This window comes from Microbulbifer sp. ABM4_008, assembly GCF_056311705.1.
Window position 1 is genome coordinate 2,320,429 of sequence record NZ_CM149970.1, and the last position, 20,967, is coordinate 2,341,395.

Annotated in this window: 17 protein-coding genes; 12 read left to right on the top strand and 5 right to left on the bottom strand. The window is 47.3% G+C overall.

Going from position 1 to position 20,967, the window contains the following annotated elements; genetic code table 11:
* Position 1 precedes the first annotated feature (1 nt).
* The 3 genes from ACYX4J_RS10060 to ACYX4J_RS10070 all read left to right on the top strand — a co-directional run bounded on the left by ACYX4J_RS10060 (position 2) and on the right by ACYX4J_RS10070 (position 5,138).
* Complete coding sequence (locus ACYX4J_RS10060; protein ID WP_476178500.1) at positions 2 to 697, top strand: gluconate 2-dehydrogenase subunit 3 family protein; 696 nt, start codon at positions 2 to 4, stop codon at positions 695 to 697.
* Between the two features lie 246 nt (positions 698 to 943).
* The gene (locus tag ACYX4J_RS10065; RefSeq protein ID WP_476178501.1) at positions 944 to 3,613 is read left to right on the top strand and encodes a TonB-dependent receptor; all 2,670 of its coding nucleotides are present in this window, start codon (positions 944 to 946) and stop codon (positions 3,611 to 3,613) included.
* Between the two features lie 424 nt (positions 3,614 to 4,037).
* Positions 4,038 to 5,138 carry a SagB/ThcOx family dehydrogenase gene (locus ACYX4J_RS10070; RefSeq protein WP_476178502.1) on the top strand — a complete coding sequence of 367 codons (1,101 nt, stop codon included), beginning with the start codon at positions 4,038 to 4,040 and terminating at the stop codon, positions 5,136 to 5,138.
* A gap of 179 nt (positions 5,139 to 5,317) precedes the next feature.
* Here ACYX4J_RS10070 and ACYX4J_RS10075 read toward each other — a convergent pair whose 3' ends face one another.
* Entirely contained in the window at positions 5,318 to 5,980 is a 663-nt protein-coding gene (locus ACYX4J_RS10075; protein WP_444927753.1) for a TetR family transcriptional regulator, read from the bottom strand.
* Between the two features lie 272 nt (positions 5,981 to 6,252).
* Here ACYX4J_RS10075 and ACYX4J_RS10080 point away from each other — a divergent pair, with 272 nt between their 5' ends.
* The 3 genes from ACYX4J_RS10080 (at position 6,253) to ACYX4J_RS10090 (ending at position 11,400) form a co-directional block, all read left to right on the top strand.
* On the top strand, positions 6,253 to 7,437 hold the full coding sequence (locus ACYX4J_RS10080) for an efflux RND transporter periplasmic adaptor subunit (protein WP_444913728.1): 1,185 nt from the start codon (positions 6,253 to 6,255) through the stop codon (positions 7,435 to 7,437).
* Between the two features lie 11 nt (positions 7,438 to 7,448).
* Positions 7,449 to 10,631: an efflux RND transporter permease subunit gene (locus ACYX4J_RS10085; protein WP_476178503.1), complete on the top strand. Its 3,183-nt coding sequence runs from the start codon at positions 7,449 to 7,451 to the stop codon at positions 10,629 to 10,631.
* A gap of 400 nt (positions 10,632 to 11,031) precedes the next feature.
* Positions 11,032 to 11,400 carry a hypothetical protein gene (locus ACYX4J_RS10090; RefSeq protein WP_444913730.1) on the top strand — a complete coding sequence of 123 codons (369 nt, stop codon included), beginning with the start codon at positions 11,032 to 11,034 and terminating at the stop codon, positions 11,398 to 11,400.
* Between the two features lie 425 nt (positions 11,401 to 11,825).
* Here ACYX4J_RS10090 and ACYX4J_RS10095 read toward each other — a convergent pair whose 3' ends face one another.
* On the bottom strand, positions 11,826 to 12,419 hold the full coding sequence (locus ACYX4J_RS10095) for an FMN-dependent NADH-azoreductase (protein ID WP_476178504.1): 594 nt from the start codon (positions 12,417 to 12,419) through the stop codon (positions 11,826 to 11,828).
* Between the two features lie 100 nt (positions 12,420 to 12,519).
* On the opposite strand from ACYX4J_RS10095, the gene ACYX4J_RS10100 reads away from it, so the two are divergent.
* Positions 12,520 to 13,452: a LysR family transcriptional regulator gene (locus ACYX4J_RS10100; protein ID WP_476178505.1), complete on the top strand. Its 933-nt coding sequence runs from the start codon at positions 12,520 to 12,522 to the stop codon at positions 13,450 to 13,452.
* Between the two features lie 37 nt (positions 13,453 to 13,489).
* Here the strand turns inward: ACYX4J_RS10100 and ACYX4J_RS10105 are convergent, their stop codons facing one another.
* Positions 13,490 to 14,371, bottom strand: coding sequence for a putative selenate ABC transporter substrate-binding protein (locus tag ACYX4J_RS10105; RefSeq protein WP_476178506.1), 882 nt, complete (start codon positions 14,369 to 14,371; stop codon positions 13,490 to 13,492).
* Between the two features lie 141 nt (positions 14,372 to 14,512).
* Between ACYX4J_RS10105 and ACYX4J_RS10110 the strand changes: the two genes are divergently transcribed.
* The 3 genes from ACYX4J_RS10110 (at position 14,513) to ACYX4J_RS10120 (ending at position 17,005) form a co-directional block, all read left to right on the top strand.
* A complete protein-coding gene (locus ACYX4J_RS10110; RefSeq protein WP_282933834.1) occupies positions 14,513 to 14,821 on the top strand; it encodes a transposase in 309 nt (102 codons plus the stop codon).
* A gap of 8 nt (positions 14,822 to 14,829) precedes the next feature.
* Entirely contained in the window at positions 14,830 to 15,675 is an 846-nt protein-coding gene (locus ACYX4J_RS10115) for an IS3 family transposase (protein ID WP_282933833.1), read from the top strand.
* 502 nt (positions 15,676 to 16,177) lie between these two features.
* Positions 16,178 to 17,005, top strand: coding sequence for an alpha/beta hydrolase (locus tag ACYX4J_RS10120; RefSeq protein WP_476178507.1), 828 nt, complete (start codon positions 16,178 to 16,180; stop codon positions 17,003 to 17,005).
* Between the two features lie 122 nt (positions 17,006 to 17,127).
* On the opposite strand, the gene ACYX4J_RS10125 is transcribed toward ACYX4J_RS10120, so the two are convergent.
* The gene (locus ACYX4J_RS10125; protein ID WP_476178508.1) at positions 17,128 to 17,625 is read right to left on the bottom strand and encodes a DUF1097 domain-containing protein; all 498 of its coding nucleotides are present in this window, start codon (positions 17,623 to 17,625) and stop codon (positions 17,128 to 17,130) included.
* Positions 17,626 to 17,706: 81 nt separating this feature from the next.
* Positions 17,707 to 18,516 (bottom strand): SDR family oxidoreductase, encoded by an 810-nt coding sequence (locus ACYX4J_RS10130; protein WP_476178509.1) that lies wholly within the window; start codon positions 18,514 to 18,516, stop codon positions 17,707 to 17,709.
* Positions 18,517 to 18,574: 58 nt separating this feature from the next.
* Between ACYX4J_RS10130 and ACYX4J_RS10135 the strand changes: the two genes are divergently transcribed.
* The gene (locus ACYX4J_RS10135) at positions 18,575 to 19,465 is read left to right on the top strand and encodes a LysR family transcriptional regulator (RefSeq protein ID WP_476178510.1); all 891 of its coding nucleotides are present in this window, start codon (positions 18,575 to 18,577) and stop codon (positions 19,463 to 19,465) included.
* 271 nt (positions 19,466 to 19,736) lie between these two features.
* Positions 19,737 to 20,933 (top strand): M12 family metallo-peptidase, encoded by a 1,197-nt coding sequence (locus tag ACYX4J_RS10140; protein ID WP_476178511.1) that lies wholly within the window; start codon positions 19,737 to 19,739, stop codon positions 20,931 to 20,933.
* Positions 20,934 to 20,967 lie beyond the last annotated feature (34 nt).

Genomic DNA, 20,967 nt, shown 5'->3' on the forward strand with positions numbered 1-20,967 from the left:
TATGAGCGAGGAAAAAACCAATCTGGGTCGGCGCAACGCCCTGCGTTTGATTGCTACCACCGCTGCTGCAGTTCCAGTCATTGGCTGTTCTGAGAAAGTAGCGCAAAAAGTTGTAGTGAAAGAGGAGGTGCCCGCGGCTGAACCGGTAGTAAAGAACCTGGATGCCCCGAAGCAGACTCTGGCCAGGGGCACGCCGACAGATCCGGATCTCCTTAATCCCGTTGTGCCTTGGGAGATGCAGCTTGAAATGGGTGAGTTAGCGGTATTGGCAGCACTTTGCGACGTCATTATTCCCGCGGATGAAACTTCTCCGAGTGCCTCTTCAGTAGGGGCCCATCACTACATCAACGAATATGTCAGCGCCCCATATTCCAATAACAAGGCAGATCTTGTCACGATTCGGGGAGGGGTTGTTTGGCTGGAGGGTGAGTCCAAGCGCAGATTTGGAGGTTCCTTTGTCGATCTGAATGAACCTCAAAAAGTAGCCATCTGTGAGGATATCAAGTGGACTCGCACGGCGAAGCCAGAGTTCCAGGCTGGTGCTCGTTTCTTTGCCAAAGTTCGAGTTCTCGTGTCCACCGCTTTCTATACCACCGAGGAAGGTATGGCGGATATCGGTTATATGGGTAACCGACCAATGGCGAGTTTCCCTGGAGCACCCCCTGAAGTCCTCAAGCGACTTGGCTTGGATAGCTAAAGACGCTTTTTGCTTTAGCGCTATACGCACATATAAAAATATCGAGACAGAATTGGATCGATAAGAGTAGGGCATATTCCGGTGGCCCGGCAAATGATATGTCGGGCTTTTAGGGTGAACGGAAAGCTAGAAAAAAATAATAAAAGAGAAATTTGAGCAATGAGAGAGATACCCTTAAATACAAATCGCCAGCTAGATCTATTGAGGACGTCTGTAAGTGTTCTAGTGTTGTGCAGTGTTGTTGGTATGGCAAATGCCCAGAGCACCAGTGAATCTGATACAGAGAGTCTGGTGCTAGAGGAAGTAGAGGTATTGGGTATTCGCCGGAGCATGGAGAAAAATCTCGATGTAAAGCGTTTTTCCAATGCGGTGGTAGACTCAATCACCGCTGAAGATATGGGTAAATTCCCCGATAAGAATGTTGCAGACTCTTTGCAGAGGGTTCCGGGAGTATCCATCGTTCGAAGCGGCGGCGAGGGTGCCGAGGTAAGTATCCGAGGAACTGCACCTGAGCTCACTTTTACCCAGCTAAATGGGAACTATATAGCCACTCCCGGCGATGATCCATCCCGATCATTTCCCTACGCATTGCTACCTTCAGCGATGATCTCCCGAGCGGATGTGTATAAAAGTCCAGAAGCAAAACTGGATGAAGGCGGGATAGGTGGTACTGTAATTTTACACACCCGCAAGCCACTGGACCTGGATTCCGGGGAGGGCATGTTATCCATTGAGAGTACTTATGCTGATGTTACTGGGGAGTACGAACCTCAGTACACCGGTTTTTACTCATGGAAAAATGATCAGGAAACCTTTGGCGTATTGTTTGGATACTCAAAGCAGGATCGTCAGAACCGGGTAATTAGCACCTCGGTAGAAAACTGGGGTTGGCAGGGAGATGAGTCCCCCCAGGCTGGCGTAGAGGCCAGGGGGCCGATGGTGGATATCGACGGTAATGAATACCGGGATTTCTATGCGCCGCGAGCCGTTGTCGGTAGTGTCTTTGAAGAGGAGCGGACCCGGGATGGCATGCAGCTAAGTGCTCAATGGCGTCCGGTAGAACAGCTGGAATTTGGTGTCAATTATTTCCGCTTTGAGCTAGGCGGCAACTCAGAGAATTATCGTATCGTATTTCCTGAGTGGAACTACGGGGATGCAATAGCCCCGGGCAGTCTCAAGTTTGATGAAGATGGTGATACTCTTCTCGGCATTGGTATGCTCGATCGGGGCCAGGCAGAGTTACAGTCTCCACAGGTAGCTGGTGACTACACTCGAACGGAATATGTTTCGGATACGCTGGATTTCAATATCAGTTACGAGGGAGATGGGTATAGTGCTCGGTTGGTAGTCGGTAATACCAGTGCAGAGGGCGGCCCCTCCGAGAAATTGTTTGCATCAGTCAATTCCCGTTATGGCACTGCAACCGATTGGAGCTGGGATCTCAGCAGTGGTACTGCTGAAATTGATACCAGTGCAGATCTGGGAGATCCCAATACTTATCCTTTATATGACTGGTTCTCATCCCATTGGACCAGTAGCGAGGACGAGGAGAGTTACTACCAGCTGGACGTTTCCATCGATATGGATTATGCCTGGTTTACCTCCCTGGATGTTGGGGTTAAGTATCGGGACCACGAGATAAACCGCCGCATCACCAAACAATCCTGGGATGATGATAATCCCCCTTGTCCAAAGATTAACTGGGGTGATGTTGATGGAGCTTGTTACCCTTGGTGGCCAAGCGATTCATTCCACACTGACCCCGATGGCGTGCCCGACACGATCGATATCCTTTCAAACGGCCCTGTCGATAATATTATTGGCGGTGTGAATGTGCCAAATTTCGTTTATCTGGAGTTTGATAAGTTAAAAGAGTTTCTATACGCAACCTATGGTGACCCTACGGTAATCGTTGAGAAAAATCAGGTTTACCGTGTTGGTGAGGAAATTACGGCTGCTTATGTACAGCAGAATTTTGCCTCGGCAGTCCTGCGCGGAAACTTTGGCATTCGAGCAGTCCAGACCAAGCAGTTTGCGAGCACCTACGACAATATTGATGGGGTCTTACAGGACGAACCCAATATTCGTGACAGCAGCAATACTGATATTTTACCTAGTGCTAATATCGCTTGGGATATCTCCGATGAACTGGTTATGCGCGCAGCTCTCGCTAGAGTCGTAGCGAGAGTGGAATACGATAATCTCGGTGGTTCTGAAGTGATCCACGCTCCTTTGCCCGGCTCAACAGTCAGTCAGGGGTATGCGGGCAATTCTGAATTGGAGCCTTATAAAGCTGATCAGTTTGATTTGGGTCTGGAGTGGTATTTTGATGATGCCTCTGCTGCAGGACTGACCTTGTTCAGAAAGGATATTGCTTCGTTTGTAATCAACGGTAGTTCCATGGTGACAAGGGATATCGATGGTGTTACCCGGACAGTGTCTATGTCTATGCCGGTAAATGGCACTGATGCTACCGCGCAAGGTGTAGAGCTGTTTGTTCAGTATGCCTTTGATAATGGCTTTGGAGTCTATGCAAACTATACCTTCACAGATACGGAGCTAGCTGAGATTGACTCTGAAGGTATCAAAACCAAAACAGAAATTGCCGGCACTTCGAAGGACCAGTACAACCTGTCCCTCTACTATGAAAATACCGACTTTAGCATTCGCGCTTCTTACAATTATCGCAGTGACTATGCAGACGGATTCCACAATGGCATGAACACTTTCACTGATGAATACGATCAGTTGGATGTTAATGCATCTTATCGCTTGATGGATAACCTGACGTTGACCGCCTCAATAATCAACCTTACCGAAGAGAAAGTGGATAGATATTGGGGTGAGGAAAACAGGGTTTGGGGCTCCTCATATTCAGGGCGACGAGCCTATATGGGGCTGACTTATAGCTTCTAACCTGATTGCCACCCAGTCACGCGGACACAGGGACGTGTCCGCACCTTTCTGAAAAATTTTAATTTCATATCAGCGTACTCAGTTTAGGCGCAATTGAGTATTTTATTAGCTCTCATATATCAATTCGATCTAGGAAATGTGTGCATCTTATACTAGTACTCAAGTGGAGGAGTAATTTAAAGTAGTTTGAATGGAGGGATTTATCATGAAAAGGGTATATATAGAAGACGCAACACCCTATGCTCTGGGAGTTTGTGTCACAGTCTACACTACCTGTTAATAGAAGGTAGTTTTTCACAAAAAGTGAGATGGCCCTTGAAAATGAGGGACGTCTCACTCAGGGCTAATACAGACAAATCAAGAATTTAGCGATTCTGCCTTTCTAGTTTTTTTACCACTTTTAGTAAATAATGATGGTTAAGCGATGATGAAAGGCGCTGCTTTATTAGATAATTTCTTTCTCTATTTCAGTGAAAATGAAGTCATCTTGTGGGATGTTGTTCATCACGATCAGTGGGCTTTGGATAAAGAAACCCTCATAAATATTCTGGATAAATTTTATTCCGATGTGCAGACAGGAGAAACTAAGGCAGCAGATTTCCTTCAAAGTAATGGAGCCTTCATCAGTGGTGATTTAGCTCGGAAACAATGGGGTTGGGATGTACTATCCTGGTTTTACCATTATGGCACCAAGCTTTCGTTACCGCCCTCGACTGAGGGCAAAGAAGGGGCTAGTGAAGATCCCAGGGTATCTTGGGTAGGACAGTATGTTGACTACTGTAGACAGGTGCCGGAAAAGGCTAAAGGCAAGTACAATTATCCAGAAGTGGATATTCGACTGAATAGCTTTCCTACCACCAATCAGTTGGAGTCTGTGTTTGGGACCCGGTTTTCTTCACGAAAATTTGTACCGGGTACCACTTTAAAACGTGAGCTTTTGGAAAAAATACTTTTTCATTGTGTAAAATTTCGTACTTCTCCGTTTGTTGAAAAGTTTTATAAGGCCCACTCAAACAAAATAAATTATTTTGGATATTTTCGCAGCAGCCCTGCTGGCGGCGCCTTACAAGCTACAGATATATACCTGATAGTGCACTCGGTACAGGGGATTGATCCTGGTATTTACCTCTATAATCCGATTGATCATGGATTAACCAAAGTCGGCGATGCTGTTAGCCATGATAAGGTCCGCCGCTTGCTTGTCGGTCAGCCCTATGCCGAGGGTGCCGCAGTTAATATTTGCTTTGTCTGCAAATTTAATCGGTTCTGGTCCAAGTATCGTCATTCTCGTATCTATCGGATGGCTTACCTTGAAGCGGGTCATTTATCTGAGAATATATTTCTCTACGCTCATTCCCTAAAACAAGACGTGTTTATAGCCGGCGCTTTTTATGATGAAGAGTTTGAGAGCCTATTGAAGCTGGATAAGGATAGCGCCATGGTCTTTTTTATGGCTATTGGGGAAGGAGAGCATGCCTGTTTCCCGGTAGAGTACTTGCCTTCTGATTCAACAAAATTGGATTAATGAGTAATAGTTAAATGTTTTGCCTGAAAAAATAACTTGGACATTGCGGTAATCGATGATTTCAGGGCCAAAATAACCAGTTTGGGATTTCCAATGAGCATAAAAGAGAAAAGGTACTTATGGTGAGGTGAAAACTGCAAAGCAGTATGCCCCACCGAAATAGATAAGGATAAGGTGCGTTAGTGCAGGGTGTGGACCAGCCGTGAACTTAAGCGCATGGTGGGGGAGAAGCGGATCATATCGATTAGAGAGTCGATATAGCGTTCACCGAGTTCGCCGATATCTTCAATTCTTGAGGATAAGAGCCAAGTTTCAATCACACCGAACAGGCCACCGTGTAACATCTGCATCGCGAGGTCTGTATCAAGATCTTCGGGCAGTTGGCGCTCGGATACTGCGAGGGCAATCAGTTGTGCCATTCGCTCAAGCCCGCGGGTGCGCCCTTGCTTCATACGCAAGTGGGCTTCATTATTCTCGGTAACCTTTTCTTCACAGGGATGGAAGATAATCTCAAGTACCTGCTGCCACTCTGGGTTACAAGCAATTTCCTGAAACAGCCACACCCAGCGGGTTCGCAGTGTACCGAGGGGATTGGCGTTGAGTTGCTCGCCGGCGTTATTACAAAGTTGTTCGCCGGGTAGTACCATGCGTTCTGTCAGAGCGAGCAGCAAACCGGTTTTGCTGTGAAAGTGGTCGGCAACAGCACCGCAACTAACTCCAGCCAGCTTTGCGACTTCGGAAAGGGAAGGGCGACACACTCCATATTCATGAAACACATTGAGCGCGGCGTTTAATATACGCTCACGGGTGGTCAAAATTTGCTCATCTCTGCGTTTGGTCATAAGGAACAGCGGCTTCTTTAATCAATTATTAGTTTCACTCTGGCTCATTTTTGCAGCGTTTAACCGCAAGTGTGCAAAGGGGTTTTATGTGCAAACCCTTGAATATACTGGGTGAAAGTGCATGTTAGATGAAAATTGCACGATTATGAACAGTTGATCCTGTTTCCTACGTACTCATAAAATGCCACGCTACTTTACTCAGATTTCCTTGTCACTTAAAAATTCCGCTAACTGCCAATATTTTGTCCGCGCAGTCATTTTTAGAGGTAACCATGTTAAAAGCCCGAGCTCTCACCAGCCTTTTGGTCGCTTCCGCATTGTTGGCGGGGTGTAACGAGGAAGCTTCGGCTCCACCGGGAATGGCCCCCCAAGTGACCGTAGTCACACTTCAGCCGGAATCCGTCACTCTTACCAGGGAGCTGCCGGGGCGGACTTCCCCCTTTAAAGTGGCTGAGGTTCGTCCGCAGGTTAATGGCATCATAAAACGCCAGTTGTTCCGTGAAGGTGGCCAAGTTAGTGCAAATCAGCCACTTTACCAGCTAGATGACGCTCTTTATCGTGCTGACGTCGATAGTGCCAGGGCAAGTTTGCAAGGCGCAAAGGCGGCTATGAACATCGCTCGCCTCAAAGCCGAGCGTACCGCGAACCTGGTGGGTAATGGTGCTGTTAGCACGCAGGAAAATGATGCTGCGGAAGCCGATCTTCAGGAGGCCCGAGCCGATGTAGCCGCAGCTCAGGCGGAGCTGCACAGGGCTGAAATCCAGTTGGAATATGCGCGGGTCACCTCTCCGATTACAGGCCGAATTGGCAAATCCACAGTTACTCAAGGCGCTCTGGTAACGGCCAATCAGGCCGGAACTTTGGCTACTGTGCAGCAACTAGATCCGATCTATGTTGAGGTTACCCAGTCGGCAGCTGAACTTGTTAGCCTCCGCCGAGCGCTTCAAGCGGGCACATTGGCCGATGCCACTCATCTACCTGTGACAATCCTATTAGAAGATGGCAGCAAATTTGAGCACCAGGGCAAGCTGGAGTTTGCCGAAGCCAGTGTTGACCCCTCAACGGGCAGCGTATTGTTGCGAGTAGTTGTTCCAAACCCGGATACCATGCTGTTGCCGGGTATGTATGTGCGCGCAATTGTCGGTAGTGGTGTCCGTGAAGACGCAATTCTGGTACCTCAACAGGGAATCGCGCGGGACCCAAAGGGCAACACCTCAGCCATGGTTGTTAATGAGGAAAATGTGGTTGCCCAGCGATCTGTGCGGGTTAGTCGTACGATTGGCAATCGCTGGCTAGTGGAAGATGGGCTCGAGGCCGGGGACCGGGTCGTAGTTGCCGGTCTGCAGAAAATTCGCCCGGGAGCCCCGGTACAGGCCAGCGAGCGCGAAAATGAGCAGCTGCCGGCGGCTGAAGGCGATCAACAGGCTGGCAAAGCGCCTGCACAGCAGGGGTCTTAAGGATAGGGGTTATGGCAAGTTTTTTTATCAATCGGCCCATCTTTGCCTGGGTGCTGGCAATTATCACGATACTGGCAGGTGTGTTGTCTATCGGCGAGCTGGCAGTTGAGCGCTATCCAAATATCGCGCCACCGTCGATCAATATTGAGGCAAATTATCCGGGCGCTTCCGCCAAGGTGGTTGAGGATTCGGTTACTCAAATCCTCGAACGCAACATGAAGGGCCTCGATGGTCTCCTTTACATGTCCGCCACCAGTCAATCCAACGGTGGTGTTTCAATTTCTTTAACTTTCGAGAATGGAACTGACCCGGATACAGCCCAGGTCCAGGTGCAAAACAAAGTGCAACTGGCGATGCCGCTGCTGCCACAGGAGGTCCAGGTACAAGGAGTAAATGTTAGTAAGTCTCGAGGTGGCTTCCTAATGGTTGCCGGCTTTGTGTCTGAAGACGGCAGTATGAACCGCAATGATATTGCTGACTATATCAATTCGGCCATTGTTGACCCGATCAGCCGGGTGCCAGGCGTGGGCAATGTGCAGGTATTTGGTTCCAAGTACGCGATGCGGATCTGGCTCGATCCCAATAAGCTCACCACCTATGAACTTACCCCTGGTGATGTTACCGACGCAGTGCGGGCCCAAAATGCACAAGTTACGGTCGGAAGCCTCGGTGCTGCCCCCTCTATTCCAGGGCAACAGCTAAATGCGGCAATTACTTCCCAGGAACGTTTGCAAACCCCTGAGGAGTTCCGGGATATTATCGTCAGAGCCAATGACGACGGCTCGCTCTTGCGCCTGGGAGATATTGCTCGAGTCGAGCTAGGTGCGGAGAATTATGAGTTTATTTCCCGTTACAATCGCCAGCCTGCAACCGGCATCGCTATTAACTTGGCGACTGGGGCCAATGCCCTGGAAACTGCTGATGGGGTGAAAGCCAAGTTGAAGGAGCTGGAGGCTTACTTTCCCCGAGGCCTGACTTCGGTAGTACCATTCGATACGACACCGTTTGTTGAGGCATCTATTAAGGGTGTTATCTCTACCTTGATTGAAGCGATCGTCCTGGTGTTTCTGGTGATGTATCTGTTTCTTCAGAACTTCCGTGCCACGTTGATTCCGACGATTGCGGTACCAGTGGTGCTAATGGGTACTTTTGCCGTGCTCGCTTCGCTGGGATTTTCAGTCAATATGCTCACGATGTTTGCCATGGTGCTTGCAATTGGCCTGCTTGTGGATGATGCCATTGTGGTGGTGGAGAATGTCGAGCGGGTTATGCGGGAGGAAGGGCTCTCCCCTAAAGAAGCCACGAAGAAGTCGATGCACCAGATTACTGCGGCACTGATTGGCATTGGCGTAGTTTTGTCGGCAGTGTTTGTACCTATGGCATTTATGGATGGCGCCACCGGCGTGATCTACCGTCAGTTCTCCGCCACGATTGTTGCAGCTATGGCGTTGTCAGTGTTGGTGGCGATTATCCTGACACCGGCGCTTTGTGCGACCTTGCTGAAACCCCTATCCAAAGGGGAGGGGCATGGGGAGAAAGGCTTTTTTGGTTGGTTCAATCGCAACTTTGATCGAGGTAGCAAGCGCTATCAAGGTGGAGTGCAAGGTATTTTGAAGCGCAGCGGTCGCTTTATGCTGTTGTTTGTTGCGCTTTCCGCAGTCATGGCCTTCCTATTCCTGCGATTGCCCAGTTCGTTCCTGCCGGATGAGGATCAGGGTGTGCTGTTCTCCATGGTGCAGGCGCCGGTGGGGGCAACCCAGGAGCGCACTATGAACTCTATCCGAAAAGTAGAGGACCAGTTCCTGAACAATGAGCAGGGTATCGTGAAATCAGTATTCTCGGTACAGGGGTTCAGCTTTGCCGGTAGCGGGCAAAATACCGGTATTGCTTTTGTAAATTTGGAAGATTGGTCCCAGCGTGAGGAAGAGTCTCAGAGCGCTGGGTCTGTCGCCATGCGCGCGATGGGTGCCTTAATGCAAATTAAAGATGCGATGGCTTTCGCTTTCGCACCTCCGCCGCTCCCCGAGTTGGGTTCTTCTGGTGGTTTCAACTTCTATCTTCAGGATAATGGCAGTTTGGGCCATGAGGCTTTAACTGCAGCCAGGAACCAGTTTCTGGGAATGGCCGGGCAGAGTGAACTTTTGGCTAATGTTCGCCCCAATGGCCAAGAGGATACCCCGCAATTTCGTGTAAAAATTGATAATGCAAAAGCAGCTGCGCTTGGCTTGTCTATCGACGATATTAACAGCGCTTTGAGTACAGCATGGGGCGGTTCATATATTGATGACTTTATCGATCGCGGGCGGGTAAAACGCGTGTATATGCAGGCTGATGCTCCCTTTAGGATGGTCCCGGAAGACTTCCAATTGTGGTCAGTGCGTAACGATAAAGGCGATATGGTACCGCTATCATCCTTTGCCAGTTTTGGCTGGGAATACGGTTCCCCCCGCTTGGAGCGCTATAACGGCGTTCCCTCAATGCAGGTTAATGGGCAGGCTGCAGCCGGAGTCAGCTCTGGTGAAGCAATGGAAGAGGTTGAGCGCCTAGTGGCGCAGCTACCCGCTGGTTTTGGTATGGAGTGGAGTGGTCTCTCATATCAAGAGCGCTCTGCTGGAGCACAAACCCCATTGCTGTATACCTTGTCCCTTTTGATCGTGTTCTTGTGTTTGGCTGCTCTCTATGAAAGCTGGACAGTACCGACGGCAGTACTATTGATGGCTCCGCTGGGAATCCTGGGTGCGGTACTTGCAAATAGCCTAAGGGGTATGGAACGCGACATTTACTTCCAAGTCGCGATGCTGACAACAGTGGGGTTAACCAGTAAAAATGCCATCCTGATTGTGGAGTTTGCTAAACAGAACCTGGAAGGCGGTATGGAGTTGGTAGATGCCACGATGCGAGCTGTACGGGACAGGTTGCGCCCGATCTTAATGACATCTCTCGCTTTTGGTTTGGGGGTGTTGCCCTTAGCCATAGCAACTGGAGCTGGCTCAGGTGCCCAAAGGGCAATCGGTACCGGTGTGTTCGGAGGCATGATTGTTGGAACTCTACTGGGAATCTTCTTTATCCCACTGTTCTTTGTTGTGGTGCAGCGGTTGTTTGGCAGAAGGGTACATAAGCAGAAAGTGGAGATTGCTAAACAAGGTGTCTCGTCGGAAAAGAACGAGAGAGCAGAAGCAGCTGAAGTGCTTTAACAGAGCTTCAACTATAGAGTTAATAAAGCCAGGCCAGGTTAAAAAAGGGCCTGGCTTTTTGCTTTATAGCCCCCCGTTGACCACAAAATCCCTGAATAGGCTGCTGCTGCGAGTCTCAAGATACAAAGTGAACCTCTTTAGTTCCAGCACCGCCAACATGTTATCGTTTTAAATTATTCGTTGAAGTAATGAAACGTTAGCAATGATTTAAATCAAGAAGCCGAATAGTGTTTGGAGTCAAAATGCTCCGTACATGATTGAGCCTCACTTCTAAGCAAGATGGAGCGCAGAATAGAAGCTTGATTTAGATGTTCATAGACTATTATTTCTATGGGGCATGCGAGGAAGCATCGACATTACATAAAAGTTATTAATAGCTAATTTAAAGAGAGGAGTCAGGATGGATTTAAAAGTTAAAGAAGGCCAAGTGTGGAAGTATGATAATCGAGAAGGCGAGGAGAATTCCCGGGCTATCATATTAAAAATTGAAGAGTCTAAAGACGACTCAATGGTAGTGCATGTTCAGATTTCAGGTATAAAAATTAATAACCCTAATAGTGGAGAGGTCATTGAGGAAATTACTCATATGCCATTTTCAATTGAGGCGCTAGGGGCAAGCATATCTGAACTAATGGGGGAGTGTGAGATACCTGATTATGAGGAAGGCTATAATTCATGGAAACGTGAATATACTAATGGCAATGCCGGCGTATTTACTATTTCTATTGGTGAGTCAGTGAAGTATATGGATGATGCGGTGAACAGCTAAGCAATAGTCTTTTTACTACATATCAATGACAAACATTCTTTTCATGTTAACCGCCTCAGACTTAGAGTCCCCATTCAGAACCGAGGGAGATTGACGCTTTGGGGCGTTTCGAGATAGTTGCTTTCCACTTGTTCATTAAATGTCCACTGTTTCTAATAGTACCGTTGACAGATTCATATGAATACTAGTGCTGGGGTAGGTTGAATATGCTTGCTTATCGCTTCATATGTTATGAGTGATCGCATTGCTATCAGGGTGTAGCTATCTATAAATAAATACACTTGCCGAGATTTTTATTAAGATCTCTAGTTTTGCTAGTCGGGCAATGTATATTTTAACTGACTGCCTATCTGGCCTGATTGTGGCAGGAGGAACGGATACTCCCCCCAAAAGCCACATATTAAATGTTTCGTAAATCCATTATTTCACACAATTTCAGCAATACGCTCTCTTGCCGTAGCCAACGCCTTCTCTTTTGCTTCATCTCCCATTGCCAAGCCTTCAGCATAGACAAACTCCACATCAGTAATACCAATAAACCCCAAGAACTGTCGAAGGTAATTACTTTGGGGGTGATCATCACCATAAACACCACCCCGTGAAATGAAGATGATGGCCTTTTTGTTGCTTAATAAGCCCTCAGGGCCGTTTTCGGTATATCGGAATGTTACCCCTGCACGTGCAATAAAGTCGAAGTAGGTGTGCAAATTAGACGGGACGTTGAAGTTATACATCGGGATACCTAGCACCAGCAGATCTGCCGATGATATCTCCTCTATCAACTTGTCCGAAAGTTCTGCAATTTCACTTTGCTTGTTTGAACGGCTATCAGCTGGCGTATTGTGGGCTTGAAAGTGCTCCAGGCTCAGATGAGGTACAGGCTCGGATACCAAGTCACGATGGATGATTTCATCTTCCGGGTTCTTAGCCTTCCAGCTCGCTATGAAATTGTCCGTAAGTTGAGATGACTGGCCGTTCTCTTGAAAGAGGCTGGACTTGATGTTGAGTACCTTTGCCATGACTGCTTCCTCGTAAGTAACTTTGTATGAGCTATTGAAACATTCATTAAATTGATTAAAAATTAGAATTATTTGCTTATTCCCATCTAAAAATTCGATTATGAGCCAACAATTGACACAATTATCAAACCCAAAGATCACTCTTGAGCAGTGGCGTTGCTTGATAGCGGTAGTTGAAGGGGGAGGGTATGCAAAGGCCGCCGAGCTTCTGCACAAGAGTCAGTCGTCGGTAAGCTATTCAGTGCAGAAGTTGGAATCACTACTGGCAGTAGCGGTTTTCACGATTAGTGGACGCAAGGCGATTCTGACTGCCGCTGGTGAGATGCTTTACCGGCATGCAAAGCAATTGCTAGAGGATGCCTCTGCAATAGAGCAGGCCGCTAACCGGGCCTCGGCTGGATGGGAGTCCCAAATCGCGATTTCCGTGGAGGTACTATTCCCAATTTGGTTGTTGCTGGACTGCCTAGCGCTATTTGGTGAAGAGAGCCCCCAGACCCGTATTGAAGTCCATGAAATGGTGATCAGTGGTGCTTTGGAGGCTTTAAATGAAGGGCGGGTCGATTTTGCGATCAGTCCTAGAATCCCCCAGGGCTACAATGGTGAGTTACTGCCGGCTCCTGCCCGGCTTGTTCCCGTGGCGCACCCCAGCCATCCCCTACATAAGTTGGATCGCCCGTTGACAATGAAAGATCTCCGTAATCACCGGCATTTGGTGGTTCGGGATACTAACCCCCAGCGCGGAAGTAAAACGCTTACGGTTGACGTCGCTAAGCGATGGACGCTAAGCAGCATGTCTTCTTTGATCAGAGCCGCCTGTCAGGGGTACGGTTTCTCTTGGTTACCTGAAGATAAAATCCATAATGAGCTTATTGAGGGAAGTCTAAAACCGCTGCCCCTTGAAGGAGGAGGTAAAAGAGAGGTCCCTATGTATCTGATCTTTCCTAACCGGGATGATATCGGCCCCGGCACACTGAGATTGGCAACTATTATCAGGGAGCGTTTGCAGGATCTGTCTTCCCCGGAGAGTTCTTAAGTAAGAATCAGGTCGGTCGGCAGGGCCAACAGCTCGCTTACTCATTATTCAACAAGCCAATTTCGTGAGCGGTCTCGACGATTGGCTGGTACATTGAGTTGTCGGCTTTGATAAACCCTTTGCGGGGAAATGCGGCAAGTAGTTTAGGGTCCCGCATATTCAAAATCGCCTGCTGGACCTTGTCTAAGAAGCCGTTGCCCCAGGTTTCATCGACATCCCCACGAATTGTCCAGTTGTAATCTGGATATCCTGGGGTTTTCCAGATTACTTGCACCTTGCTCTCATCCACTTTGCCGGCTTTCTTTTCGTTCTCCCACACTTTGTGATTCAGGGCGCCAACCTGATACTTCCCAGATTGCACAAGATCCAGGGTATTGGAGTGGTCACCTCCAAAGCCCACACGGCTGAACACCTCGGCAGGGGGCTTACCAAACGCTTTTCGAATAAAGTATTCCGGCATTAGACGTCCAGAAGTGGAGTGCTCTGAGCCAAAAGTAAATGTCATACCTTCAATACCACGGGGGAAGTCTTTTGAGGGAGTGAGTTCTGTACTTTTATTCGCAATAAAATAGGAGGTGAAATTTTGATCTCCTTCTCCCTGGGCAATGGCCTTAGCGCCAGGCTCTGCAATACGGGCTTGCACCCCGGTAAATCCGCCAAACCAGGCCAATTGGACCTTGTTATTTTTAAAGGCTTCAACCGTATCGCTATAGGATTTGACCGGTAAGTATTTAACTTCAACCCCAAGCGTGTCGGACAAATACTGTGCAACTTTGCCAAAGCGTTTTTGTAAGCGCTCCGGGTCCTGGTCTGGAATGGCAGTGAAAACAAAAGGTTTTGGGTTTTCTTGAGATGATACGAAGGGTATGCCGCACAGTATAACGAGGCTTAGAATAGACACGGTTAAACGCTTTAACATTCTTTTGGTCCTCTGCGGATCTGTAGTTCAAAATTTGTAGGATAAAACTAAAAATGCAACTATTGGCGTTATATATAAGACTTACCCACGTTTAGTAGACACCCTGTATAGTTAGGTTTAGGCCTAACACGGAGGTGTATCATGGGTAAGAAAAGAACTCAGGCGTATACGGAGGAGTTCCGCAGAGAAGCAGTTAAGAGAGCGGAAAAGGCTGGAGCAACAACGGCTTCTGTGGCGCGAGAGCTAGGCGTCAGCGCACAGCAGATCTACAACTGGCGTCGTCAATTTAATCGACTGTCTGATAAGCAGTTCAATAGTTTAGACGGTGTCGACTATTCCAAACAGGAAAGCGCTGAAGTTCGCAAACTCAAGAAGGAGCTGCATGAAGCTCGTCAGGAGGTTGAGTTTCTAAAAAAGGCAGCTGCGTACTTTGCGAACCACCAAGAGTAAAGTACGCATTGATACAAGAGCATGTAGGGTCATTCCCGGTTAGTTTGATGTGTCGGTGTTTAGAAGTCTCAAGATCGGGTTATTATCGATGGCGGGGGCGATTGCCATCTGCTCGCACGATTAGAGAGATACGAACAATCGAGAAAATCCGAGAGACGTTTGTTGAGTTTAAAGGTCGTTATGGCGCGCCTAGAATTGCTTGCGAGCTTCAAGAGTTAGGTGAGCCATGCTCGCGGAACTACGTCGCTAAGCTTATGCAACAGGAACATATTAAAGCGAGAAACGGCAAAGGCTTTCGATATAGTCAGCCCGTAGAGGGGAGCATTAACGTCTCCGCCAACTTACTTAAGCGTTGCTTTGATGTGGATCGACCAAATTGCCGCTGGACCAGTGACATTACGTATATCTGGGTTCTGGATAGGTGGCTATACCTCGCGGTAGTTATGGATCTGTACTCTCGACGTATTGTAGGTTGGGCATTCGACTCGCAGATGACCGATGAATTGACACGTCGAGCATTGAAAATGGCCCTAGAGCGACGACCAATAAAGCCTGGACTGCTAGTTCACTCTGACAGGGGTGTGCAATATCGATCGCAGAAATACCAGGATCTCTTGTCCGAAAGTAAGTGCAAGCCGAGTATGAGTCGCCAGGCTAACTGTTGGGATAATGCGGCAATGGAATCATTCTTTAGCAGGCTAAAAGTCGAGCTGGTCTATGCCGGAACATTCGAAAGCGAAGAGCAAGCAAAATCTGAGGTGTTTGAATACATTGAGATTTTCTACAATAGGGTTCGTAGGCACTCTGCATTGGGCTATGTAAGTCCAGCAGAGTATGAACGAAAATACGCATAGTTAGAGTGTCTACTTTTTGTGGGCAAGACCAATATAGATCAGAAAGCCTGACTAAATTATATTTTCTTTCTTTGGGTTAACAAAAGCGAGATGGCCTTCCAACTTTTGTACGCTATATCTGATTTGTTAATGTAGTTGGCAGGTATTTAGTTGTTAAATACTCTTCAGATCTTGATTGTTACAGGGATTCCTTCTTTGTTGAATAGATTTTGTACGAAATATACTTATTCTTTGAACTGCAAATAGTAGATTTACGCATTCATTAAGCTGGCCTAGCTCATGTAAAGGTATCAGTCAGAAAGGGCTTTCAATGCCCATTCTTAGTGTATTGAGGAGTGCTCCATAAACCTGCGATTTCCTGAAAGATAAGTCCCGCCTCAGCATGAATTGCTCCATAAGCCAGGGGAGTCACGAATTTGTTTAGCGGTTCCTCAGACGCTAGGGAGCCCCATCGGTGTAAAATAGGCAGTTTAAGCCAGTAATTGCGGAGCCGACACAGGAAATGAGTGAATATGACGATCAGTTTAATCTACGTAAGCGGCACCCATTTGGTAGACTCCATCTGTTAATTAATGAGCTACAAAGCTATCTTGCCACGCAATCCCTAAGAAGCTCACTGGATATCAGCTATGGAGATAGTTCCGGTGAGAAATTAGATATATTTCCTGCTAAATCTCCTAATGCACCGGTTTTTGTGTTCATCCACGGTGGGTATTTCCGGGCGCTAGATAAAAAGCAATACCGGTACATTGCCAAGCCCTTTGTAGAGGCCGGGTGTACAGTTGCTTTGGTCAACTATGATTTGGCGCCCGCCGTCAGTGTTAAAGAAATTAATGAGCAAAATATAAAGGCATTCTTATGGATATATAAGAATATTGATCGCTGGAATGGCAACCCCAGTAATATAGTGGTCTGTGGTCACTCTGTTGGGGCCTTTCTTGTCGCTAAAATTTTAGAATTTGAGTGGACACCTGAAGTCCGTAGCTCTATTAGCGGCGCTATTATGTTAAGTGGGCTCTATGATTTAACAAAGATGAGGCAATCTTATCTCAATGAATCTCTGCGTTTATCAGAAGATGACGTTACTAATTTGAGTCCCATTTTTGGCGATATTAGATGTTTCACCAAAACGATTGTTGCAGTAGGTGATGATGAGACTGCGGAATTTATTGATCAGTCAAAAAGATACTGTGGGAAGCTACAGCAAACGAAAAGCCCGTGCGAATATATACTTTTGAAAAATAAAAACCACTATACTATATCGCGTATGTTAAGCAGTAGAAATAATGATCTAATGAATAAGATACTGGATATCTGCGGTGTGAATTGAGAGAGGGTATGACTTAGCGCTCAATTTATCTAGTTTTGAATATATGTTGGGATTAGTTCTAATCAGGGAGCCTCTTAAGGCCCTCAGGGATAATGCTGAATTATGCCGAGACTCCCTGACTATCAACTAGCTTTAGTTTCTCCAGCAAGAGATTGTAGGTAGGAGCAGCAATAGCCAGCGAGTATGCCTAGAGCGGTCACTATTGTCAGCCCAATCACTCCAGAAAGAGCATTGGCTGGATGGGCCGCAAAGAAAGTGATTAACCCTAAAAACCAGGCAATGATATTACCTACAAGTGGCAGTCCTCTTAGCGATACCACCACAAATGCAACGGAGAAAACTGTAACTACAAAGGCAATGCCGCCTACCACTGGCTGCAAAAGGGTATTGACTATAGCTGCTGTCATTCCCATCAATATCCCTAGAGCAATACAAACCCCGCTGGAGATTGCACTTGAGGCAGAATTTGGTTGGGTAAAGAAAGCAACCCATCCAACAAACATGGCCCAGGGAGGAAGTTCTAGCATATAGCAAGTAAATGCTGCTGCACTGGCTACGGTCGCAGCGATAAGGGTGTCCCTGATGTATTTACCCCATAGTACCGGTGATTGAGCGGTCATTGGCTTTTTAGTCCTAAATCATCCCAGCTCGCATAACGCTTAGCTGAGGAATGTTAAATAGAAGGGTGATTGCTTGTGAGGCTAGACAAGACCACCATTGGCTCGTATGACCTGTCCATTGATCCAGCCACCTTGCTCACTGACTAAAAAGGCAATGGTATTTGCAATATCTTCAGGCCTGCCCAAGCGCTCAAGTGGCGACATTTTGGCAAGAGTATTCACCATTTCATCGGTCTTCCCCGACAGGAATAGCTCGGTAGCGGTGGGCCCTGGGGCGACGGCATTCACAGTGATAGCTCTCCCCCGCATTTCCTTGGCGACTACCTGGGTCAGAGCTTCAACAGCTGCTTTGGTCGCCGCATATACGCTGTAATTCGGCATACACAAGTCGACGACACTCGAGGATAAGTTGATAATGCGGCCGCCTTCTTGAAGCCTTGCGGTGGCTTCACGCATGACATTGAAGGTGCCCTTAAGGTTTACAGCTACCTGACGATCGAAATCATCTTCTTCACATTCTGCCAGAGGGGCTAGCTTCATAATGCCCGCATTATTGATGACACTATTGATTCCGCCAAAAGTGACTTCTGCCGAGTTGAATAGGCGCGAAACCGCCTGTTGATCACTGATATCGGCTTGGGCAGTAACCGCCTTGCCACCCTCGGTTTCAATGCGGTTTACCAACTTTTCGGCAGCTGAAATATTACTTTCAAAGTTCACCAGAATGGTAAAGCCATCCTTTGCCAGGCGAGAGGCGATCGCCGCGCCTATGCCACGGGAAGCTCCTGTTACCAGTGCCACTTTCTCCATAATGATCTCCGTAGTGATTACTGGAGCCGCCCTTGCAGCTCCCTGATTTGGCTGTATTTCCATACTATTCGTGTTATTCATGTAGATAATCCGGCTAAAATGGAATCTATTGTTCCAAATAAACAAACAATAGGGCGATATGGATAAGCTGGATGCGATGCGCTTGTACGTACGGATTGTGGAGCGGGGCAGTTTTACAGCCGCTTCTACTGATCTTGGGATTCCGAGGTCGACATCGACTCAGGTCATCAACCGGCTGGAGAAGCGGCTGGGAGTCAGGTTGTTGCAGCGATCGACTCGCAAGGTCAGGGCAACACTGGATGGGGAACTGTATTATCAGCGCTGTATTTCAATACTTGCGGACGTAGCGGAAGCAGAAGGGGCATTTACAGGTTTATTGCCAGGCGGTGAGGTGCGGGTAGATGTACAAGGGACTATTGCCCGTCATTTTGTTATGCCGCAACTCCCCCAATTTTTTGCCCAGTTTCCTGACATTTCTTTGGTAATGAGTGAGGGGGATCGATGGGTGGACTTAGTCCAAGAAGGGGTCGACTGTGCTATTCGCTATGGACACTTGGCAGATAGTGAGCTGATTGCCAGGCGTTTAACCATGCTGGAACGGCTTACATGCGCATCGCCGCAATACCTGGAACACTACGGCCACCCAAGCTCTTTGGAACAACTGAATGGTCACCGTGTTGTAGCGCTTCGCTCTATAACGACTGGCAAGTCTACGCCGCTCTCTTTTTGTCTTGGCGATAGGATAGAGACGTTGCAAGTTCCGGCGCAATTGACGGTAACTGGGACAGAGAGTTACTTGGATGGCGTTAAGCGGGGGCTCGGCTTGGCTCAGTTTCCAAAGTTTCATGTAGAAAAAGAGTTGGATGCAGGAAATTTAGTTGAAATATTGCCCAATTTTCGCCCGCCCAGCGAGCCGGTATCGGTTGTGTTCACCCAGAATCGCTTTTTATCTCCCAGGGTTAGAGCATTTATTGAGTGGTTAAGTAAAATATTTTCAGTTTCCATTTAAAGGATTGTGATTAAGCTTTCATTTGAATTTAATTTTCCAAAAAGTTATCTGCTCTTCAGATAGTAACTTGTCAAAAATTTGCGAAGTTAAATTATTGGTAGGCGTAAGAATATTTTTTTAGTTAAGAATCATATAGAGTAGCCGCGCACTGTGGATTTCAATAAATATTTCTATTCAGTCTTTTAAAGGCTGCATTAATAGATTTATTTTTATCTTTAGTGCGGATCTTTCTAAATTGATTTTCCGAGAAGCAGATACAGGGAGTATGTCTGTGAAAAGCTTTAAAATTTTTGCGCCTTTCGTGTTGCTATTTTCTACATTTGGCGCTCATTCAGAAGAAAATGTGCATGTTGTTTTTGAATCTTCCATGAGTGAAAGTAGATCAAATCTAATATCAAATAGAACTAAAAAAAGTTTAAATAACAAGATTTTTAGCTTGAAGCCCGGTAGTACCCTTGAGGTTCCCAGTGAGCTCGGCAAGCAACGGTTTACCTTGCAAAATATTCGCTCAACAAAAAATAGGGCTTCACTATCTGCATTTTCTGAGGATGGAAAAGGGTTTATCACCTTAGCCGAGAACAACGGTAGAATTGTTGGCTCAATACAATCTGAAGGTAGGCTCTACAAAGTGAGACCTGCCGGAAACGGTGCGGTTACAATCGCTGAGGTTCCAGACAATTCACTTGTCGACCATGATAGTAACTACTTTGAAGAAATGGATTTTACTTCCAAGGTTGGTGCGCTAAACACAACCTCAGGAGTTGCGACTACTGACTCTGGTGGAAAAATAACCGTTATAGTTGCTTATACCGATGCCTTTGAGGCAGACGCCGGTGATGTACCCGCCTACATGGACTTATTGGAAGAGGAAACCAATGTTTCATTTGCCAATAGTGAAGTCAATACCTCGGTAGAAATTGTTCACGCTTATAGAACGAGCTATGCAGAGAGCGGCAGCTTCTATGTTGATCGCGAGTACTTTTCGAATGACGCATACCCAGAAACCAAAGAGCTATACGAACTAAGAGACTTGTATAGTGCAGATGTAATGATTGTTTTAACCGGCAATGATTTGTACAGCGGATCATGTGGACTGGCTAAGATGATCTACGCATCGGAATCAACAGCCTTTGCTTTCGCAAGGGAAGGGTGTGCAACGGGGTACTTCAGCTTTGCCCATGAAATTGGCCACCTGCTGGGAGCCCGACATATTATCTACAGTGATTCGAATATGGAGCCGTTTGAATATGGCCACGGCTACTGCAATACCACCCCTTTAACTTGGAGGAGTGTGATGGCCTACAATTGCCCGTCGGATCGAGGCGGCCCCAGAATTCAGCAGTGGTCCAACCCGGATATCACAATAGATGGAGACCCTACAGGCACCTCCAACCTAGAGGATAATGCGCGGGTTATCCGTGAGCGCGCCTGGGAGGTTGCCAACTTCCGGGTCGATGGGGAAAGTTAACGGCAAATTCATACAATAGCCGCTAGCAATGCAG

Bases quoted from the DNA above. Each gene is read 5' to 3' on its own strand.
- ACYX4J_RS10110 (WP_282933834.1), top strand. From the start codon at position 14,513: ATGGGTAAGAAAAGAACTCAGGCGTATACGGAGGAGTTCCGCAGAGAA.
- ACYX4J_RS10090 (WP_444913730.1), top strand. From the start codon at position 11,032: ATGGATTTAAAAGTTAAAGAAGGCCAAGTGTGGAAGTATGATAATCGA.
- ACYX4J_RS10130 (WP_476178509.1), bottom strand. From the start codon at position 18,516: ATGAATAACACGAATAGTATGGAAATACAGCCAAATCAGGGAGCTGCA.
- ACYX4J_RS10060 (WP_476178500.1), top strand. From the start codon at position 2: ATGAGCGAGGAAAAAACCAATCTGGGTCGGCGCAACGCCCTGCGTTTG.
- ACYX4J_RS10065 (WP_476178501.1), top strand. From the start codon at position 944: ATGGCAAATGCCCAGAGCACCAGTGAATCTGATACAGAGAGTCTGGTG.
- ACYX4J_RS10105 (WP_476178506.1), bottom strand. From the start codon at position 14,371: ATGTTAAAGCGTTTAACCGTGTCTATTCTAAGCCTCGTTATACTGTGC.
- ACYX4J_RS10075 (WP_444927753.1), bottom strand. From the start codon at position 5,980: ATGACCAAACGCAGAGATGAGCAAATTTTGACCACCCGTGAGCGTATA.
- ACYX4J_RS10095 (WP_476178504.1), bottom strand. From the start codon at position 12,419: ATGGCAAAGGTACTCAACATCAAGTCCAGCCTCTTTCAAGAGAACGGC.
- ACYX4J_RS10070 (WP_476178502.1), top strand. From the start codon at position 4,038: ATGATGAAAGGCGCTGCTTTATTAGATAATTTCTTTCTCTATTTCAGT.
- ACYX4J_RS10120 (WP_476178507.1), top strand. From the start codon at position 16,178: ATGAGTGAATATGACGATCAGTTTAATCTACGTAAGCGGCACCCATTT.
- ACYX4J_RS10135 (WP_476178510.1), top strand. From the start codon at position 18,575: ATGGATAAGCTGGATGCGATGCGCTTGTACGTACGGATTGTGGAGCGG.
- ACYX4J_RS10100 (WP_476178505.1), top strand. From the start codon at position 12,520: ATGAGCCAACAATTGACACAATTATCAAACCCAAAGATCACTCTTGAG.
- ACYX4J_RS10125 (WP_476178508.1), bottom strand. From the start codon at position 17,625: ATGACCGCTCAATCACCGGTACTATGGGGTAAATACATCAGGGACACC.
- ACYX4J_RS10080 (WP_444913728.1), top strand. From the start codon at position 6,253: ATGTTAAAAGCCCGAGCTCTCACCAGCCTTTTGGTCGCTTCCGCATTG.
- ACYX4J_RS10085 (WP_476178503.1), top strand. From the start codon at position 7,449: ATGGCAAGTTTTTTTATCAATCGGCCCATCTTTGCCTGGGTGCTGGCA.